This window comes from Enterobacter sp. BNK-34 (assembly GCF_048684445.1).
In the GTDB taxonomy this organism is placed as follows: domain Bacteria; phylum Pseudomonadota; class Gammaproteobacteria; order Enterobacterales; family Enterobacteriaceae; genus Enterobacter; species Enterobacter pseudoroggenkampii.
In genome coordinates this window covers 168,315-183,978 of the sequence record NZ_JBLQUA010000001.1, presented here as the reverse complement: position 1 = coordinate 183,978, position 15,664 = coordinate 168,315, and the positions used below count along the sequence as shown (strand labels likewise).

The 15,664-nt window shown below is 56.1% G+C and carries 13 protein-coding genes and 5 tRNA genes; 14 read left to right on the top strand and 4 right to left on the bottom strand.

Annotation, left to right across the window (positions count from 1 at the left end):
* The first annotated feature begins 76 nt into the window (after nucleotides 1-76).
* The 14 genes from recA to ACMGG5_RS00940 all read left to right on the top strand — a co-directional run bounded on the left by recA (nucleotide 77) and on the right by ACMGG5_RS00940 (nucleotide 10,247).
* Nucleotides 77-1,135 (top strand): recombinase RecA, encoded by a 1,059-nt coding sequence (recA, locus tag ACMGG5_RS01005; RefSeq protein ID WP_024907698.1) that lies wholly within the window; start codon nucleotides 77-79, stop codon nucleotides 1,133-1,135.
* A gap of 68 nt (nucleotides 1,136-1,203) precedes the next feature.
* Nucleotides 1,204-1,704, top strand: coding sequence for a recombination regulator RecX (gene recX / locus ACMGG5_RS01000; protein WP_248165750.1), 501 nt, complete (start codon nucleotides 1,204-1,206; stop codon nucleotides 1,702-1,704).
* A gap of 131 nt (nucleotides 1,705-1,835) precedes the next feature.
* Nucleotides 1,836-4,463 (top strand): alanine--tRNA ligase, encoded by a 2,628-nt coding sequence (gene alaS / locus ACMGG5_RS00995; protein WP_420277355.1) that lies wholly within the window; start codon nucleotides 1,836-1,838, stop codon nucleotides 4,461-4,463.
* A 241-nt stretch (nucleotides 4,464-4,704) separates the two neighbouring features.
* On the top strand, nucleotides 4,705-4,890 hold the full coding sequence (gene csrA, locus ACMGG5_RS00990) for a carbon storage regulator CsrA (protein WP_000906486.1): 186 nt from the start codon (nucleotides 4,705-4,707) through the stop codon (nucleotides 4,888-4,890).
* A 342-nt stretch (nucleotides 4,891-5,232) separates the two neighbouring features.
* Nucleotides 5,233-5,325, top strand: a tRNA-Ser gene (locus tag ACMGG5_RS00985).
* 4 nt (nucleotides 5,326-5,329) lie between these two features.
* Nucleotides 5,330-5,406: transfer RNA gene (locus tag ACMGG5_RS00980), tRNA-Arg, on the top strand.
* Nucleotides 5,407-5,470: 64 nt separating this feature from the next.
* Nucleotides 5,471-5,547: transfer RNA gene (locus ACMGG5_RS00975), tRNA-Arg, on the top strand.
* Between the two features lie 161 nt (nucleotides 5,548-5,708).
* Nucleotides 5,709-5,785 (top strand) — tRNA-Arg (locus ACMGG5_RS00970).
* Nucleotides 5,786-5,945: 160 nt separating this feature from the next.
* A tRNA-Arg gene (locus ACMGG5_RS00965) sits at nucleotides 5,946-6,022 on the top strand.
* 117 nt (nucleotides 6,023-6,139) lie between these two features.
* Entirely contained in the window at nucleotides 6,140-6,706 is a 567-nt protein-coding gene (gene yqaB, locus ACMGG5_RS00960; RefSeq protein WP_032648006.1) for a fructose-1-phosphate/6-phosphogluconate phosphatase, read from the top strand.
* On the top strand, nucleotides 6,703-7,131 hold the full coding sequence (locus tag ACMGG5_RS00955; protein WP_008499541.1) for a YqaA family protein: 429 nt from the start codon (nucleotides 6,703-6,705) through the stop codon (nucleotides 7,129-7,131). Before yqaB ends, ACMGG5_RS00955 begins: the two co-directional genes overlap by 4 nt.
* Nucleotides 7,132-7,214: 83 nt before the next feature.
* On the top strand, nucleotides 7,215-8,759 hold the full coding sequence (gene gshA / locus ACMGG5_RS00950) for a glutamate--cysteine ligase (protein ID WP_420277354.1): 1,545 nt from the start codon (nucleotides 7,215-7,217) through the stop codon (nucleotides 8,757-8,759).
* Nucleotides 8,760-8,912: 153 nt separating this feature from the next.
* Nucleotides 8,913-9,428 (top strand): S-ribosylhomocysteine lyase, encoded by a 516-nt coding sequence (gene luxS / locus ACMGG5_RS00945; RefSeq protein WP_024907693.1) that lies wholly within the window; start codon nucleotides 8,913-8,915, stop codon nucleotides 9,426-9,428.
* A gap of 54 nt (nucleotides 9,429-9,482) precedes the next feature.
* Nucleotides 9,483-10,247 (top strand): AraC family transcriptional regulator, encoded by a 765-nt coding sequence (locus tag ACMGG5_RS00940; RefSeq protein ID WP_061714572.1) that lies wholly within the window; start codon nucleotides 9,483-9,485, stop codon nucleotides 10,245-10,247.
* Here the strand turns inward: ACMGG5_RS00940 and leuA are convergent.
* From leuA to mprA, 4 genes are all read right to left on the bottom strand, one after another.
* Nucleotides 10,234-11,889, bottom strand: a complete 1,656-nt coding sequence (leuA, locus tag ACMGG5_RS00935; protein WP_420277352.1) for a 2-isopropylmalate synthase — start codon at nucleotides 11,887-11,889, stop codon at nucleotides 10,234-10,236. The two genes, ACMGG5_RS00940 and leuA, sit on opposite strands and share 14 nt — an antisense overlap.
* A gap of 199 nt (nucleotides 11,890-12,088) precedes the next feature.
* Nucleotides 12,089-13,636, bottom strand: a complete 1,548-nt coding sequence (emrB, locus tag ACMGG5_RS00930; protein ID WP_024907690.1) for a multidrug efflux MFS transporter permease subunit EmrB — start codon at nucleotides 13,634-13,636, stop codon at nucleotides 12,089-12,091.
* 16 nt (nucleotides 13,637-13,652) lie between these two features.
* Nucleotides 13,653-14,825 carry a multidrug efflux MFS transporter periplasmic adaptor subunit EmrA gene (gene emrA, locus ACMGG5_RS00925; protein WP_045909303.1) on the bottom strand — a complete coding sequence of 391 codons (1,173 nt, stop codon included), beginning with the start codon at nucleotides 14,823-14,825 and terminating at the stop codon, nucleotides 13,653-13,655.
* A gap of 126 nt (nucleotides 14,826-14,951) precedes the next feature.
* On the bottom strand, nucleotides 14,952-15,482 hold the full coding sequence (mprA, locus tag ACMGG5_RS00920; protein ID WP_023333174.1) for a transcriptional repressor MprA: 531 nt from the start codon (nucleotides 15,480-15,482) through the stop codon (nucleotides 14,952-14,954).
* Nucleotides 15,483-15,664 lie beyond the last annotated feature (182 nt).

The window sequence follows — 15,664 nt, the reverse complement described above, 5'->3', positions numbered from 1 at the left end:
TACAGTATAATTGCACCAACAGAACAGAAATCCACGGTGAAGCACAGTCGCTTCTCCCGGCATGACAGGAGTAATAATGGCTATCGACGAAAACAAACAGAAAGCGTTGGCGGCAGCACTGGGCCAGATCGAAAAGCAATTCGGTAAAGGCTCCATCATGCGCCTGGGTGAAGACCGTTCCATGGATGTGGAAACCATCTCCACCGGTTCGCTTTCTCTGGATATCGCGCTGGGCGCTGGCGGTCTGCCTATGGGCCGTATCGTAGAAATCTACGGGCCAGAGTCCTCCGGTAAAACCACCCTGACGCTGCAGGTGATTGCCGCGGCACAGCGCGAAGGTAAAACCTGTGCGTTTATCGATGCCGAGCACGCGCTGGACCCTGTTTATGCCCGCAAACTGGGCGTAGATATCGACAACCTGCTGTGTTCTCAGCCGGACACCGGTGAGCAGGCGCTGGAAATTTGTGACGCGCTGGCGCGTTCTGGTGCCGTTGACGTTATCGTGGTCGACTCCGTTGCCGCTCTGACGCCAAAAGCCGAAATCGAAGGTGAAATCGGCGACTCTCACATGGGCCTCGCGGCACGTATGATGAGCCAGGCGATGCGTAAGCTGGCCGGTAACCTGAAGCAGTCCAACACGCTGCTGATCTTCATCAACCAGATCCGTATGAAAATTGGTGTGATGTTCGGTAACCCGGAAACGACTACCGGGGGTAACGCACTGAAATTCTACGCCTCTGTCCGTCTGGATATCCGCCGTATCGGCGCGGTGAAAGAGGGTGAGAACGTGGTGGGTAGCGAAACCCGCGTGAAGGTTGTGAAGAACAAAATCGCTGCGCCGTTCAAGCAGGCTGAGTTCCAGATCCTCTACGGCGAAGGTATTAACTTCTTCGGTGAGCTGGTTGACCTGGGCGTAAAAGAGAAGCTGATTGAAAAAGCGGGCGCCTGGTACAGCTACAACGGTGACAAGATTGGTCAGGGTAAAGCGAACGCGATCTCCTGGCTGAAAGAGAACCCGGCTGCGGCGAAAGAGATCGAGAAGAAAGTGCGTGAGCTTCTGCTGAACAACCAGGACTCCACGCCAGATTTCGCGGTTGATAGCGCGGATGCTGAAGAAACTAACGAAGATTTTTAATTCTTTCGTTTAACAATGAAGGGCTGCTGATGCGGCCCTTTTTGCATTTCTGAATCAGCAGGTTTTTTATGAGTGAACCGACAACACGTCGACCCGCGTATGCACGCCTACTGGATCGCGCGGTGCGCATCCTGGCCGTTCGTGACCACAGTGAACAGGAGCTGCGGCGAAAACTGTCGGCACCGGTGATGAGTAAAAACGGCCCGGAAGAGATTGATGCCACTGCGGAAGATTATGACCGCGTCATCGCATGGTGCTATGAGCATCGCTATCTTGATGACGAGCGTTTTGCCTCGCGGTTTCTCGTCAGCCGTGGCCGCAAGGGATACGGGCCCGCGCGCATCCGGCAGGAGCTAAACCAGAAAGGGGTGGCCCGGGAGTCCATCGAAAAAGCGATGCGCGAATGCGACATTGACTGGTGCGAGCTGGCAAAAGAGCAGGCCATTCGTAAGTACGGCGAACCGCTGCCGCGTGAATTTTCAGAAAAAGTCAAAATCCAGCGCTTTTTGCTCTACCGCGGCTTTCTGATGGAAGATATTCAGGATATCTGGCGTAATTTTGCCGATTGAACGCATGCGGGATTTTACTTCCCACTAAAGAAAACTTATCTTATTCCCACTTTTTCCAGTAGCTGGTCTGTCCAACGGTTTACCGATACAGGCTGGCTACGACATTTCGTTAGCTTGATTTCAGGATAATTATGAGCAAGAGCACCGCTGAGATCCGTCAGGCGTTTCTCGATTTTTTCCATAGTAAGGGACACCAGGTTGTTGCCAGCAGCTCCCTGGTACCGAACAACGATCCGACTCTGCTGTTTACCAACGCCGGGATGAACCAGTTCAAGGATGTGTTCCTTGGTCTCGACAAGCGTAATTATTCCCGCGCCACAACCTCACAGCGTTGCGTGCGTGCGGGCGGTAAACACAACGACCTGGAAAACGTCGGTTACACCGCGCGTCACCACACCTTCTTCGAAATGCTGGGTAACTTCAGCTTCGGCGACTACTTCAAACACGATGCCATTCAATATGCGTGGGAACTGCTGACCGGTGAAAACTGGTTCAACCTGCCGAAAGAGCGTCTGTGGGTTACCGTCTATGAAACCGATGACGAAGCCTACGAAATCTGGGAAAAAGAAGTCGGGATCCCGCGCGAGCGTATTATTCGCATCGGTGATAACAAAGGCGCGCCATACGCGTCTGACAACTTCTGGCAGATGGGTGATACCGGTCCTTGCGGCCCGTGCACCGAGATCTTCTACGATCACGGCGACCACATCTGGGGCGGCCCTCCAGGCAGCCCGGAAGAAGACGGCGATCGCTACATTGAGATCTGGAACATCGTCTTCATGCAGTTCAACCGTCAGGCCGACGGTACGATGGAGCCGCTGCCGAAACCTTCCGTTGATACCGGTATGGGTCTGGAGCGTATTGCCGCGGTACTGCAGCACGTTAACTCCAACTATGAGATTGACCTGTTCAGCACCCTGATCAAAGCCGTTGCCGAAGTGACCGGTGCGACCGATCTGAACAACAAATCGCTGCGCGTTATCGCAGACCACATTCGTTCCTGCGCGTTCCTGATTGCCGACGGCGTTATCCCGTCGAATGAAAACCGTGGCTACGTGCTGCGTCGTATCATTCGTCGTGCCATCCGTCACGGCAACATGCTGGGCGCGAAGGACACCTTCTTCTATAAACTCGTTGGGCCACTGATTGGCGTGATGGGTGCTGCCGGTGATGAGCTGAAACGCCAGCAGGCGCAGGTAGAGCAGGTTCTGAAAACCGAAGAAGAGCAGTTTGCGCGTACACTGGAGCGCGGTCTGGCGCTGCTGGACGAAGAGCTGGCGAAACTTAAGGGCGACACGCTGGATGGCGAAACCGCTTTCCGCCTGTACGACACCTACGGCTTCCCGGTTGACCTGACGGCGGACGTTTGCCGCGAGCGCAACATCAAAGTTGACGAAGCGGGCTTCGAAGCCGCGATGGAAGAGCAGCGTCGTCGCGCGCGCGAGTCCAGCGGTTTCGGTGCAGACTACAACGCGATGATCCGCGTTGATAGCGCGTCAGAATTCAAAGGTTATGAGGCGCTGGAACTGACCGGCAAAGTGACCGCCCTGTTTGTTGACGGTAAAGCCGTAGACAGCATCAGCGCGGGTCAGGATGCGGTGGTCATTCTGGACAAAACTCCGTTCTATGCGGAATCCGGCGGTCAGGTTGGCGATAAAGGCGAGCTGAAAGGCAATGGTTTCAGCTTCAGCGTCAGCGACACCCAGAAATACGGTCAGGCGATTGGTCACCAGGGCAAACTGGTTTCCGGTTCTCTGAAAGTGGGCGAGGGCGTCCAGGCTAACGTGGATGAAGCTCGCCGCGCGCGCATTCGTCTGAACCACTCAGCAACCCACCTGATGCACGCTGCCCTGCGCGACGTACTCGGTACTCACGTTGCACAGAAAGGTTCTCTGGTTAACGACAAAGTGCTGCGTTTCGACTTCTCGCATTTTGAAGCGATGAAACCGTCTGAAATCCGCGCGGTGGAAGATCTGGTGAACGCGCAGATCCGTCGCAACCTGCCAATCGAGACCCATGTCATGGATCTCGAGGACGCGAAGAAAAAAGGTGCGATGGCGCTGTTTGGCGAGAAATATGACGACCGCGTTCGCGTGCTGAGCATGGGCGACTTCTCTACCGAGCTGTGCGGCGGTACGCACGCCTCGCGCACCGGTGATATCGGCCTGTTCCGCATTGTTTCCGAGTCGGGTACGGCGGCAGGTGTGCGTCGTATTGAAGCGGTGACCGGTGAAGGTGCGATTGCCAGCCTGCATGCGCAGAGCGATCAGCTGCACGACATCGCGCAGCTGCTGAAAGGCGATAGCCAGAACCTGGGCGAGAAAGTGCGCGTTGCGCTGGATCGCACGCGTCAGCTGGAAAAAGAGCTGCAGCAGCTGAAAGAGCAGGCTGCTGCGCAGGAGAGTGCAAACCTCTCCAGCAAGGCTGTAGACATTAAGGGCGTCAAACTGCTGGTCAGCGATCTGGCGGGCGTTGAGCCTAAGATGCTGCGTACTATGGTCGACGATCTCAAGAACCAGCTTGGTTCTACCGTTATCGTGCTGGCGACAGTGGCAGAAGGTAAGGTTTCTCTGATTGCGGGCGTCTCTAAGGATGTGACCGACCGCGTAAAAGCAGGGGAACTGATTGGTATGGTCGCTCAGCAGGTGGGTGGCAAGGGTGGCGGTCGTCCGGACATGGCGCAAGCCGGTGGTACGGATGCGGCGGCGCTCCCGCAAGCTTTGGCCAGCGTTGAAAGCTGGGTAAGCGCGAAACTGTAATAACTACAAAGCACAAGCAGACGCCATAGCGGTAACGTTATGGCGTCTTGTTCACTGTGCTATCGATAACGATAAAGTCAGGTTGAGTTTGTGTATATCGGCTAAACTTACGTTTAACAGAATGTGATGCCGTGACTGCTTACACTTTACGTGTTTGTCATCGCTTACTTTTTGGCGTTATATGATGGATAATGCCGGGATACAAGAGACCCGACTCTTTTAATCTTTCAAGGAGCAAAGAATGCTGATTCTGACTCGTCGAGTTGGTGAGACCCTCATGATTGGGGATGAGGTCACCGTGACAGTTTTAGGGGTAAAGGGTAACCAGGTACGTATTGGTGTTAACGCTCCTAAAGAAGTATCTGTCCACCGTGAAGAGATCTACCAGCGTATCCAGGCTGAAAAATCCCAGCAGTCCAGTTACTGATATTGTCGCGTCTCGCTGTCGGGCGAGACGCAACCCTCCTGTCATTTTTCCTGCTCAACGTTACCGTTTAATTTCAAACGCTCTCTTTTTAACCACTCCGTTACCCTAAACTCGCTCTTACGCCGCCATTTCTGCATAGGTTTTCTGTGAAGATGCCTGCAAAATCCGCTTATAAAACACCCTCTTTGCGGCTTTTACATGCGAATTGCGTGTGATTTGTGCAAACGATAAAAGCTTTTGGAAAATTGTTTGACTTATAAGTCCCAGAAAGTAATATATGCGCCACGCAGCGACGAGAAGCTCTTAACGAGTAACTCGAAGCACTCGAAAGAGGCGTTGTGTGGTGAGGTGGCCGAGAGGCTGAAGGCGCTCCCCTGCTAAGGGAGTATGCGGTCAAAAGCTGCATCCGGGGTTCGAATCCCCGCCTCACCGCCATTTTGCATCCGTAGCTCAGCTGGATAGAGTACTCGGCTACGAACCGAGCGGTCGGAGGTTCGAATCCTCCCGGATGCACCATCTATTACTTCATATTGCTTTAGAAGTGATATGAATATCGAGCAGTACAGTAGTAAATCCCGATGCATCCGTAGCTCAGCTGGATAGAGTACTCGGCTACGAACCGAGCGGTCGGAGGTTCGAATCCTCCCGGATGCACCATATTCTCCGAGATAATAGCCACGCTATTGTTTCAAGGTCTGCGGGTTAATCGCAAGCACCAGGGAGGATAACGTTGCTTTAGCAACGGCCCGAAGGGCGAGGCGCAGCCGAGTAATCCTCCCGGATGCACCATTTACTATTTCTGAAAGCAGTACCCTGATGCATCCGTAGCTCAGCTGGATAGAGTACTCGGCTACGAACCGAGCGGTCGGAGGTTCGAATCCTCCCGGATGCACCATATTCTCCGAGATAATAGCCACGCTGTTGTTTCAAGGTCTGCGGGTTAATCGCAAGCACCAGGGAGGATAACGTTGCTTTAGCAACGGCCCGAAGGGCGAGGCGCAGCCGAGTAATCCTCCCGGATGCACCATTTACTGTTTCTAAAAGCATTTCCCGATGCATCCGTAGCTCAGCTGGATAGAGTACTCGGCTACGAACCGAGCGGTCGGAGGTTCGAATCCTCCCGGATGCACCATCTTCTCCTTCTTTGTTTATTCCTTCGACGTTCCGTCAGCAATCACACTCTCTGTCAGCGACAAAAACCACCATTTACGATAAAGTAATGCTTTGTTAATCGGTTAGTGAGAGCACGATGTACGCACAGTATGACGGTTTGATCTTCGATATGGATGGTACCCTTCTGGATACCGAACCCACGCATCGTCAAGCCTGGACCGACGTCCTGGGCCGCTACGGTATGCGTTTCGACCTTCAGGCGATGATCGCCCTCAATGGCTCCCCAACCTGGCGTATTGCACAGGCCGTGATTGAACTGAATCAGGCCGATCTCGACCCGCACCTGCTCGCACGCGAAAAAACCGATGCGGTAAAAGCCATGCTCTTAGATACCGTACGTCCTTTGCCGCTGATTGATGTGGTAAAAGAGTGGCACGGGCGTCGCCCGATGTCGGTAGGAACGGGCAGCGAAAGCGCGATTGCAGAGGCATTACTCAACCATCTTGGCCTGCGCCACTATTTTTCTGCCGTGGTCGCCGCCGATCATGTTAAACATCACAAGCCCGCACCGGACACCTTCCTGCTCTGCGCAGAATTAATGGGCGTCCCTGCGGCAAAATGTGTTGTGTTTGAAGATGCCGATTTTGGTATCCAGGCCGCGCGTGATGCCGGAATGGATGCGGTGGATGTGCGCTTACTGTGAGTGACGCACTGTCACTCGCCTCATTATTCGCCAGCAGTTTTTTAAGCGCCACGCTGTTACCGGGCAATTCGGAAGTGGTGCTGGTGGCGATGCTGTTGTCCGGCGTGAGTCAGCCCTGGCTGCTTGTATTAATAGCAACAATGGGTAATAGCCTTGGAGGGCTGACTAACGTTATTCTTGGGCGTTTCTTTCCGCTGCGCGAAAAATCGCGCTGGCAGGAAAAGGCAGTCGGCTGGCTAAAACGCTATGGCGCTGCCACGCTGTTATTAAGCTGGATGCCTGTAATAGGCGATTTACTGTGTCTGCTGGCGGGATGGATGCGCATCTCCTGGGGACCGGTGCTCTTTTTTTTGTGCCTTGGCAAGGCGTTGCGCTATGTTCTCGTGGCGTGGGCAACACTACAGGGTATGACGTGGTGGCACTAATTGGTGGAATGAATACGCGACCTTCAATCGTCAACCATTACAATTATGCTGAGTAACATTACTTTGACAGGCGGGAGGTCAATTTGATCCCGGACGTATCTCAGGCGCTGGCCTGGCTGGAAAACCACCCTCAGGTATTGAAGGGTATTCAGCGTGGTCTTGAGCGTGAAACGCTGCGCGTTAACGCGGACGGCAGTTTAGCGACGACGGGTCACCCGAAGGCGTTAGGCTCGGCGCTGACACATAAATGGATCACAACCGATTTCGCTGAAGCGCTGCTGGAGTTCATCACCCCAGTAGAGGGTGATATTGATCATATGCTGACGATCATGCGCGATATCCATCGATACACCGCGCGCAACATGGGTGACGAACGTATGTGGCCCCTCAGCATGCCGTGCTATATCGAGCAGGGGCAGGAGATTGAGCTGGCGCAGTACGGCACGTCAAATATCGGCCGGCTGAAAACGCTCTACCGTGAGGGGCTGAAAAACCGCTACGGCGCGTTGATGCAGACCATCTCTGGCGTGCACTACAACTTCTCGTTGCCGATGGCTTTCTGGCAGGCGAAATGTGGTGAAACGGATAAAGACGCGATCTCTGAAGGCTACTTCCGCCTGATCCGCAACTACTACCGTTTCGGCTGGGTGATCCCGTATCTGTTTGGTGCCTCCCCGGCGATCTGTTCTTCGTTCCTGCAGGGGAAACCGACCACGCTGCCGTTCGAGAAGACCGACTGCGGAATGTACTATCTCCCGTACGCCACCTCTCTGCGCCTGAGCGATCTCGGTTATACCAATAAATCGCAAAGCAATCTCGGTATTACGTTTAACGAATTGCATGAATATGTGGCAGGATTGAAGCGGGCGATCAAAACCCCGTCGGAAGAGTACGAGAAAATCGGCCTCGAAAAAGACGGCAAGCGCCTGCAAATCAACAGCAATGTGCTGCAGATTGAAAACGAGCTGTATGCGCCTATTCGTCCTAAGCGCGTAACGCGCAGCGGTGAAACCCCGTCGGATGCGCTGCAGCGCGGCGGGATTGAATACATTGAAGTGCGCTCGCTGGATATCAACCCGTTCTCACCGATTGGCGTTGATGAACAGCAGATTCGCTTCCTGGATCTGTTTATGGTCTGGTGCGTGCTGGCGGATGCGCCGGAAATGAGTTCAGACGAACTGCTCTGTACCCGTACAAACTGGAACCGCGTGATTCTGGAAGGGCGTAAGCCGGGTCTGACGCTGGGTATCGGCTGCGAAACGGCACAGTTCCCGCTGACGAAAGTCGGCAAAGATCTGTTCCGTGACCTGAAGCGTGTTGCCCGGACGATGGACAGCATCGACGGCGGGGATGCGTATCAACAGATTTGCGACCAGCTGATGGAATGCTTTGATAACCCGGAACTGACGTTCTCAGCACGCATTCTGCGTTCTATGATTGATCAGGGCATTGGTGGTACGGGGCGTTCACTCTCGGCGGAGTACCGTGAGATGCTGATCCAGGAGCCGTTAGAAATCCTGAGCGAAGCAGATTTTGTCGCGGAACGCGATGCGTCCGTTGTGCGTCAGAAAGAGGTTGAAGCGGCGGATACCGAGTCGTTTGAGGCGTTTCTGGCGAAGCAGGCTTAAGCAGAAAAGAAAAAGGCCACATCGCTGTGGCCAAAATATACATCTCTGAATTCAGGGATGATGATAACAAATGCGCGTCTTTCATATACTCAGACGCGCATTCTGTAGAAGAGTTCAGTTTATTTTAAAAAAAATCACTATCGGAGGTGACGTATGCCGTTATTAGATAGCTTTACTGTCGACCATACCCGTATGGAAGCACCTGCAGTCCGCGTGGCGAAGACCATGCACACCCCGCACGGCGACACGATCACCGTCTTCGATCTGCGTTTCTGCGTGCCAAACAAAGAAGTGATGCCGGAGAAAGGCATTCATACGCTGGAACATCTGTTCGCCGGCTTCATGCGTGACCACCTGAACGGCAACGGCGTTGAGATCATCGATATCTCTCCGATGGGCTGCCGTACCGGTTTCTACATGAGCCTGATTGGCGTGCCTGATGAGAAGCGCGTCGCGGATGCCTGGAAAGCGGCGATGCAGGACGTGCTGAAGGTGAAAGAGCAGAACCAGATCCCTGAGCTGAACGTTTACCAGTGCGGTACCTACCAGATGCACTCTCTGGAAGAAGCGCAGGAGATCGCGCGCCACATCATCGAGCGTGATGTTCGCGTGAACAGCAACGAAGAGCTGGCCCTGCCGAAAGAAAAACTGCAGGAACTGCACATCTAGTGCACCTTTTCCCTCTCCCTCAGGGAGAGGGTAGGGTGAGGGTGGTTTAATTCCATGACCACAACCGCAACCTTCTCCTTTACCCACCGTCCCCTCGTTCCGTTCGCCCATGATTACGCTCATGGTGACAGCGAGCCGTGGCATGAGCACGACTGCGCACAGCTGCTGCACACCCTGAGCGGCGTGGTACGGGTGGATACCGCATCGGGCTGTTGGGTTGTGCCTCCCGGTCGCGGCGTCTGGCTGCCTGCGGGCACGCAGCATTCCCTGCGCATTACCGGCAACGTGGCGGCGCGAACGCTATTTATCGATCCGCTGGCGCGGGCCGATCTCCCGGCCACCTGCCAGATCGTGCAGATCGCGCCGCTGCTGCGCGAGCTGATCCTCGTCTCCCTTGCTTTACCTGAGTCGTACTCACCCGGAAGCCGGGATGAGCGCGTCTATGAGCTCATTCTCGATGAAATCCGCACTATGCCGGTGCTGCCGTTTCACCTGCCGGAGCCGGAAAGTGAGGCGTTACGTCGCCTGTGCCTGCAAATCCGGCAAAGCCCGGGTGAAAGCTGGAGCAGCGCGCAGGCTGCGAGCGTGATGAACATGAGCGAGCGCACCCTGAACCGCCATTTTCAGCAGCAGACGGGATTAAGCTATGGAGAGTGGCTGAGAAGGGCGCGCCTTCTGGAAGCCTTAGTGCGGCTGGCGCAGGGCCAGCCGGTATTGCGCGTGGCGCTGGATCTGGGCTACGGCAGCCACAGCGCCTTTACGGCGATGTTCCGCCGCGTGATGGGCGTCTCCCCCAGCGATTACTTTAAGAACGACTGACGGCGTTAAACAGCGCCTGAAGCGAGGCGCGCGCCACGTCGCTATCAATGCCCACGCCCCAGCGACTGCTGCCGTCCTGGAACAGGCAGCGGATGTAGGCCACCGAGCGGCTGTCGCTGCGCTCGCCTAACGTATGCTCGTGATAATCCTTAATCACGAACGGGGCGTTGACCCAGCGGCTCAGGCCCTGAGCGGCGGCGGAGAGCAGACCGTTACCCTGGCCTTCCAGCTGGCGCGTTCCCCCCTGCGTGACGACGCTGGCCGTCAAACGCAGCTGGCCGTCCTGCTGGCTGTCGCTGCGGTAGGATTGCAGCGCATAGTGCGGCGTGGCCACCAGGCCGTAGCGGGTGCGGAACAGCTGCCACAGCGCATTCTGCGTCATCTCTTTTCCATGGCGATCGGTTTCCTGCTGCACGTGCTGGCTGAAATCCTGCTGCAGGGCGCGGGGCAACTTCAGACCATGGTTCTGTTCGATCAGCCACGCGCTGCCGCTTTTTCCTGACTGGCTGTTCACGCGGATCACCGCTTCGTAGGTGCAGCCAATATCCTGCGGATCGACGGGCAGGTAGGGCATCTCCCAGCGATCGCCTGGCCTGCGGGCATCAAAGCCTTTTTTGATCGCGTCCTGGTGTGAGCCGGAGAAGGCGGTATAGGCCAGCCGTCCTGCCCACGGATGGCGCGGATGCACCGGCAACTGATTGCAGGTTTCCACCACTTCCACCACCCGGTTCATATCGCTAAAGTCCAGATTCGGGCTCACCCCCTGGCTGTAGAGGTTCATTGCCAGCGTCACCAGGCAGACGTTGCCCGTACGTTCCCCGTTACCAAACAGACAGCCCTCCACGCGGTCAGCCCCCGCCATTACGGCCAGCTCCGCGCAGGCGACGCCGGTACCGCGGTCGTTATGCGGATGCACGCTGATGCAGACATCGCGGCGGCGGCTAAAGTGGCGACAGAAATACTCGATCTGGTCGGCATAGACGTTCGGCGTGCTCACTTCGACGGTGGCGGGTAAGTTGATCACCATTGGCCGTTCGTCGCACGGCTGCCAGATCTCCGCGACGGCTTCACAAATCTCCAGCGCAAACTCTGGTTCGGTAAAGCAGAAGGTTTCCGGGGAGTATTCATACTGCCAGCGGGTGTCCGGGTTCTCTTCACACAGCTGACGAATAAGCCGCGTGGCGCGCGTCGCCAGCTCGACGACTTGCGCTTTCTCCATGCCGAACACCAGGCGGCGGAACAGCGGGGCGGTGGCGTTGTACAGATGGACGGTGGCCTGCTTCGCGCCGCGCAGGGATTCAAAAGTGCGATGGATGAGATCTTCCCGTGCCTGAGTGAGCACCTGAATCGTCACGTCATCCGGGATGCGGTTTTCTTCAATCAGCTGACGAACAAAGTTGAAATCCGTCTGCGAGGCGGAAGGAAAAGCGACCTCGATCTCTTTGAATCCGCAGCCCAGCAGCAGGTCCCAGAACTGCAGCTTGCGCGTGCTGTCCATCGGCTCGGCAAGGGCCTGGTTGCCGTCGCGCAGGTCGGTTGAGAGCCAGCGCGGCGCGCGGGTGATGCGTTGCTCCGGCCAGCGGCGGTCGGGCAGGGAAAGGGTCGGATAGGGTTGGTACTTGTCGGCGGGTGTGTTCAGCATGATGCGCTCCTGTTGTCTTTTCACTATCGTGAATCGATTTCAGGCGCGCTGCTTTATCGGAACTGACAATGGCTGTCGCGTTCTGGACACGGTGGCGATTGTTGCCCGGTGGCGCTGCGCTTACCGGGCCTACGAATGGTGGCCCGGTAAGCGTAGGCCGGGTAAGGCGTAGCCGCCACCCGGCAACTCGTGCACAGAACTAGTGCGCGCCACCGCCGCCGCTACCGGCGCCAAACGGTGGTTTAGCAAACCACACCAGCCCCAGCAGGACGATAAAGATCCCTGCCGATATCCAGAAAATCTCGTTGGCCGAGATAATCAGCCCCTGGTTGGTGATCTGCTGGGCAATCCACCCTGACGCCTGCTGCTCCGTCATCCCCATTCCCTGAAGCTGGTTGTACATTTCGCGGGAGTTCGGGTTGAACGGGTTCACCGCTTCGGTCAGCTGCGCATGGTGCATCGATTCACGGTTAGTCCACAGGGTGGTGGTGATCGAGGTACCAATCGAGCCCGCCAGCGTTCGCGTAAAGTTCGACAGGCTCGATGCCGCCGCCATGCGCTCAGGCGGTAAACCGGAAAGCGTGATGGTGGTCAGTGGCATAAAGAAACACGCCACGGCAAAGCCCTGAATAAACTGCGGCCACGCGGACGCGCCAAAGTCCATTCCCGGTTCGAACGTATACGCGCGCCAGTAGAAGCACACGGCGTACATGATAAAGCTGAACGTCACCAGCCTGCGCATGTCGAGCTTGTGGGCGAAGCGGCCAATAATCGGCGACAGCAGAACCGGAATCAATCCAACCGGTGCCGAGGCTAAACCTGCCCAGGTTGCGGTGTAGCCGTATACCTCCTGCAACAGCTGCGGCAGCAGTACAATCGCGCCGAAGTAGAGCATGTAGGCGAGGCTGATACACAGACAGCCTATGGTGAAGTTTCGCGACTTAAACAGCGACAGGTCGACTATCGGGTTATCGTCCGTCAGCTCCCAGACAATCAGGAAGCTCAGCGACACCACCGCGACAATCGTCAGGATGATGATCTCCCGGGAGTTGAACCAGTCCAGCTCTTTGCCCTGGTCGAGCATGACCTGCAGGCTACCGATGCCGATCACCAGCAATGCCAGACCAATGGCGTCGATACGCCGCTGTTCCGTCCGGGTTTCTCTGCCGCGCAGCGTCTGGAGCGTCAGCATTACCACGATGGCGCCAATCGGTACGTTGATGAAGAAGATCCAGCCCCAGTGATAGTTGTCGCTGATATAGCCGCCTAAGATAGGCCCGCAAATCGGGGCGACAATCACGGTCATTGACCACAGCGCCAGCGCAATTGAGCGTTTGGCGGGCGGGTAGTTGTTCAGCAGTAAACTCTGCGACAGCGGAATCAACGGCCCGGCGACAATCCCCTGAATAACGCGGAAGAATATCAGCATCGTCAGGCTGCTGGACATGCCGCACGCCCAGGAGGCAAGAACGAACAATACCGTCGACCAGAGGAACAGCTTCACTTCACCGACGCGCTTTGCCAGCCAGCCGGTAATCGGAATGGAGATGGCGTTTGCCACCCCAAACGAGGTAATGACCCAGGTCCCCTGGCTCAGCGACGAGCCAAGGTTACCGGCGATGGTCGGGATCGCCACGTTCGCGATGGTGGAGTCCAGCACCTGCATGAATGTCGCAAGAGAGAGCGCAATGGTCATGATGACCAGCTGCGCCCCTTCCAGCGGTTTTTGCGGCTTTTGCTGTTGCATAACGCTCACCTTCGGATTAACCGGCGTTTGCCTTCACGATGTCATCGATCAGCTTGTTGACCGGATCGAGGCTAATTTCACGGGCGTTACTTTCATAAGCCGGGCTGCTGCGAACCTGGCTTGCCAGGATCTGACCGTCGCGGTTGGCGGTGTCGACCGTCACCAGCGTAGAGAGGCCGATACGCAGCGGGTGATCCGCCAGCTGTTTGGCATCCAGTTCGATACGCACGGGCAGACGCTGTACGACTTTGATCCAGTTACCGGTGGCGTTCTGCGCAGGCAGCAGGGAGAAGGCGCTGCCGGTCCCCATATCCAGACCCACCACTTTCCCGGTGTACTTCACGTCATCGCCGTAGATGTCGCTGACAACCGTCGCGGTCTGGCCGATACGCATATGGGCAAGCTGCGTCTCTTTAAAGTTGGCATCTACCCACAGATTGTCTGCCGGCACGACCGCCATCAGCGGCGTGGTTGGGCTAATCTGGGCCCCTGGCTGGACGGAACGACGGGAGACATAGCCGGTCATCGGGCTGACGATTTTAGTACGCTGCAGGGCAAGCCACGCGTTACGCACTTCGGTCGCCGCCTGCTGAACGGCGGGCTGGTTTTCCAGGCTGGTGCCCAGCACCATCGCCTGGTTGGCGTTGTACTGTTGAATGGCCACATCCAGCTGTGCCTGAGCGCTGGCCACGGCATCGCGGGCGTGCTGCAGCTCTTCACGGCCAATCAGGTTAGCCGTGCCGAGCGGCACGCGGCGGTTCAGGTCGCTCTGCGCCTGCGCCAGTGCCGTTTTCTGCACGTCGATGTTGGCCTGCAGCTGTTTGCTGTTGATCATCAGCTGGCGGGTCTGACGGACGCTGGAGGCCAGCGCGGTCTGTGCTTTTTCAAACGCCTGCTGGGCGTCGGTTGGATCGAGGGTCACCAACACATCGCCTTTTTGCACAAAGTCGGTATTGTCAGCCCAGACTTTCGTCACGCTGCCCGACACCTGCGCCATAATTTGTACCTGGTTCCCTGCCACGTACGCGTCGTCAGTCTCTTCAGCATGACGCAGTACTAAAAACCAATAGATCCCATATGCCACGGCAATAATGATAAAGAGCAAGGTCAACAGAAGAAGGGCGCTCTTACGTTTGCCTTTCTTGTTGGCCGGTTGCTGCGGGGTAGTGCTCTCCGCATTTGCGCTCATTGTAGTTCTCCACGATCTTCTTATTTTCACATCGGCTGAGCCGACCTGTTGTCAGAAAGGCCAGCAGTGTGACGTGCTGGCCTGTCGGTTTTCTTATGAATCTGGAATGGTGAGCGTGTCGTCGCGTTAGCGCAGCGCCTCAAGAACGGCGCCGTCTTCATCCATCTGGTCAAGACGGGTGAGCAGCTTGCGAGTGATGTGCTCAAGCTGGTCGCGCTCGGCGGTGCTGAGGACAGACCAGAGTTTGTGCAGGCAATTGTGCTGAGGTGGCAGCACCTCGCGCAGGAACTGGTGACCTTTATCGGTCAGTTGCAGATGCAGGCAGCGGCGATCGTTGTCGCTTTCACGGCGCTCAATCCAGCCACGCTTTTCGAGTTCATCGGCAATACGGGTCGCATTGGTACGGGAAGAGCCCAGCGCGCAGCTCAGTTCGGAAGGCTGAATGCTGTGATTTTCCTGAGACTCCAGCGTAATCAACGCCATAAACAACGTCTCGTTAATCCCTTGAGCTTTCAGCATTTTATTACGGTTTTCCAGTAGCTTACCCTGCATGTGCATGCACAGGCGAGTCAGCAGGATTTCCTGGTACGGGAAGTCCTCATGGCGACTGGCGCGGAATTTAAGCATTTGTTCAATGGGCGTAAACGAACTATCCATTTGGGCATAACCTCATTAATTACAGCCGATATAGTAACGATAGTGACAAATAATGTAAATGAATTATTTGTGCGGTTATATCCGCCAAATCAATGTCACCATCAGAAAGCGCCGGGTAAGTCCGTGACCCGGTGAGCACAGAAAGCGTAGGGTGTGAACCCGCTGAAGAGAGGATGTGAGGA

Excerpts from the sequence above, each read along its gene's own strand:
- recA (WP_024907698.1), top strand. The coding sequence starts at position 77 with ATGGCTATCGACGAAAACAAACAGAAAGCGTTGGCGGCAGCACTGGGC.
- recX (WP_248165750.1), top strand. The coding sequence starts at position 1,204 with ATGAGTGAACCGACAACACGTCGACCCGCGTATGCACGCCTACTGGAT.
- alaS (WP_420277355.1), top strand. The coding sequence starts at position 1,836 with ATGAGCAAGAGCACCGCTGAGATCCGTCAGGCGTTTCTCGATTTTTTC.
- csrA (WP_000906486.1), top strand. The coding sequence starts at position 4,705 with ATGCTGATTCTGACTCGTCGAGTTGGTGAGACCCTCATGATTGGGGAT.
- yqaB (WP_032648006.1), top strand. The coding sequence starts at position 6,140 with ATGTACGCACAGTATGACGGTTTGATCTTCGATATGGATGGTACCCTT.
- luxS (WP_024907693.1), top strand. The coding sequence starts at position 8,913 with ATGCCGTTATTAGATAGCTTTACTGTCGACCATACCCGTATGGAAGCA.
- ACMGG5_RS00940 (WP_061714572.1), top strand. The coding sequence starts at position 9,483 with ATGACCACAACCGCAACCTTCTCCTTTACCCACCGTCCCCTCGTTCCG.
- leuA (WP_420277352.1), bottom strand. The coding sequence starts at position 11,889 with ATGCTGAACACACCCGCCGACAAGTACCAACCCTATCCGACCCTTTCC.
- emrB (WP_024907690.1), bottom strand. The coding sequence starts at position 13,636 with ATGCAACAGCAAAAGCCGCAAAAACCGCTGGAAGGGGCGCAGCTGGTC.
- emrA (WP_045909303.1), bottom strand. The coding sequence starts at position 14,825 with ATGAGCGCAAATGCGGAGAGCACTACCCCGCAGCAACCGGCCAACAAG.
- mprA (WP_023333174.1), bottom strand. The coding sequence starts at position 15,482 with ATGGATAGTTCGTTTACGCCCATTGAACAAATGCTTAAATTCCGCGCC.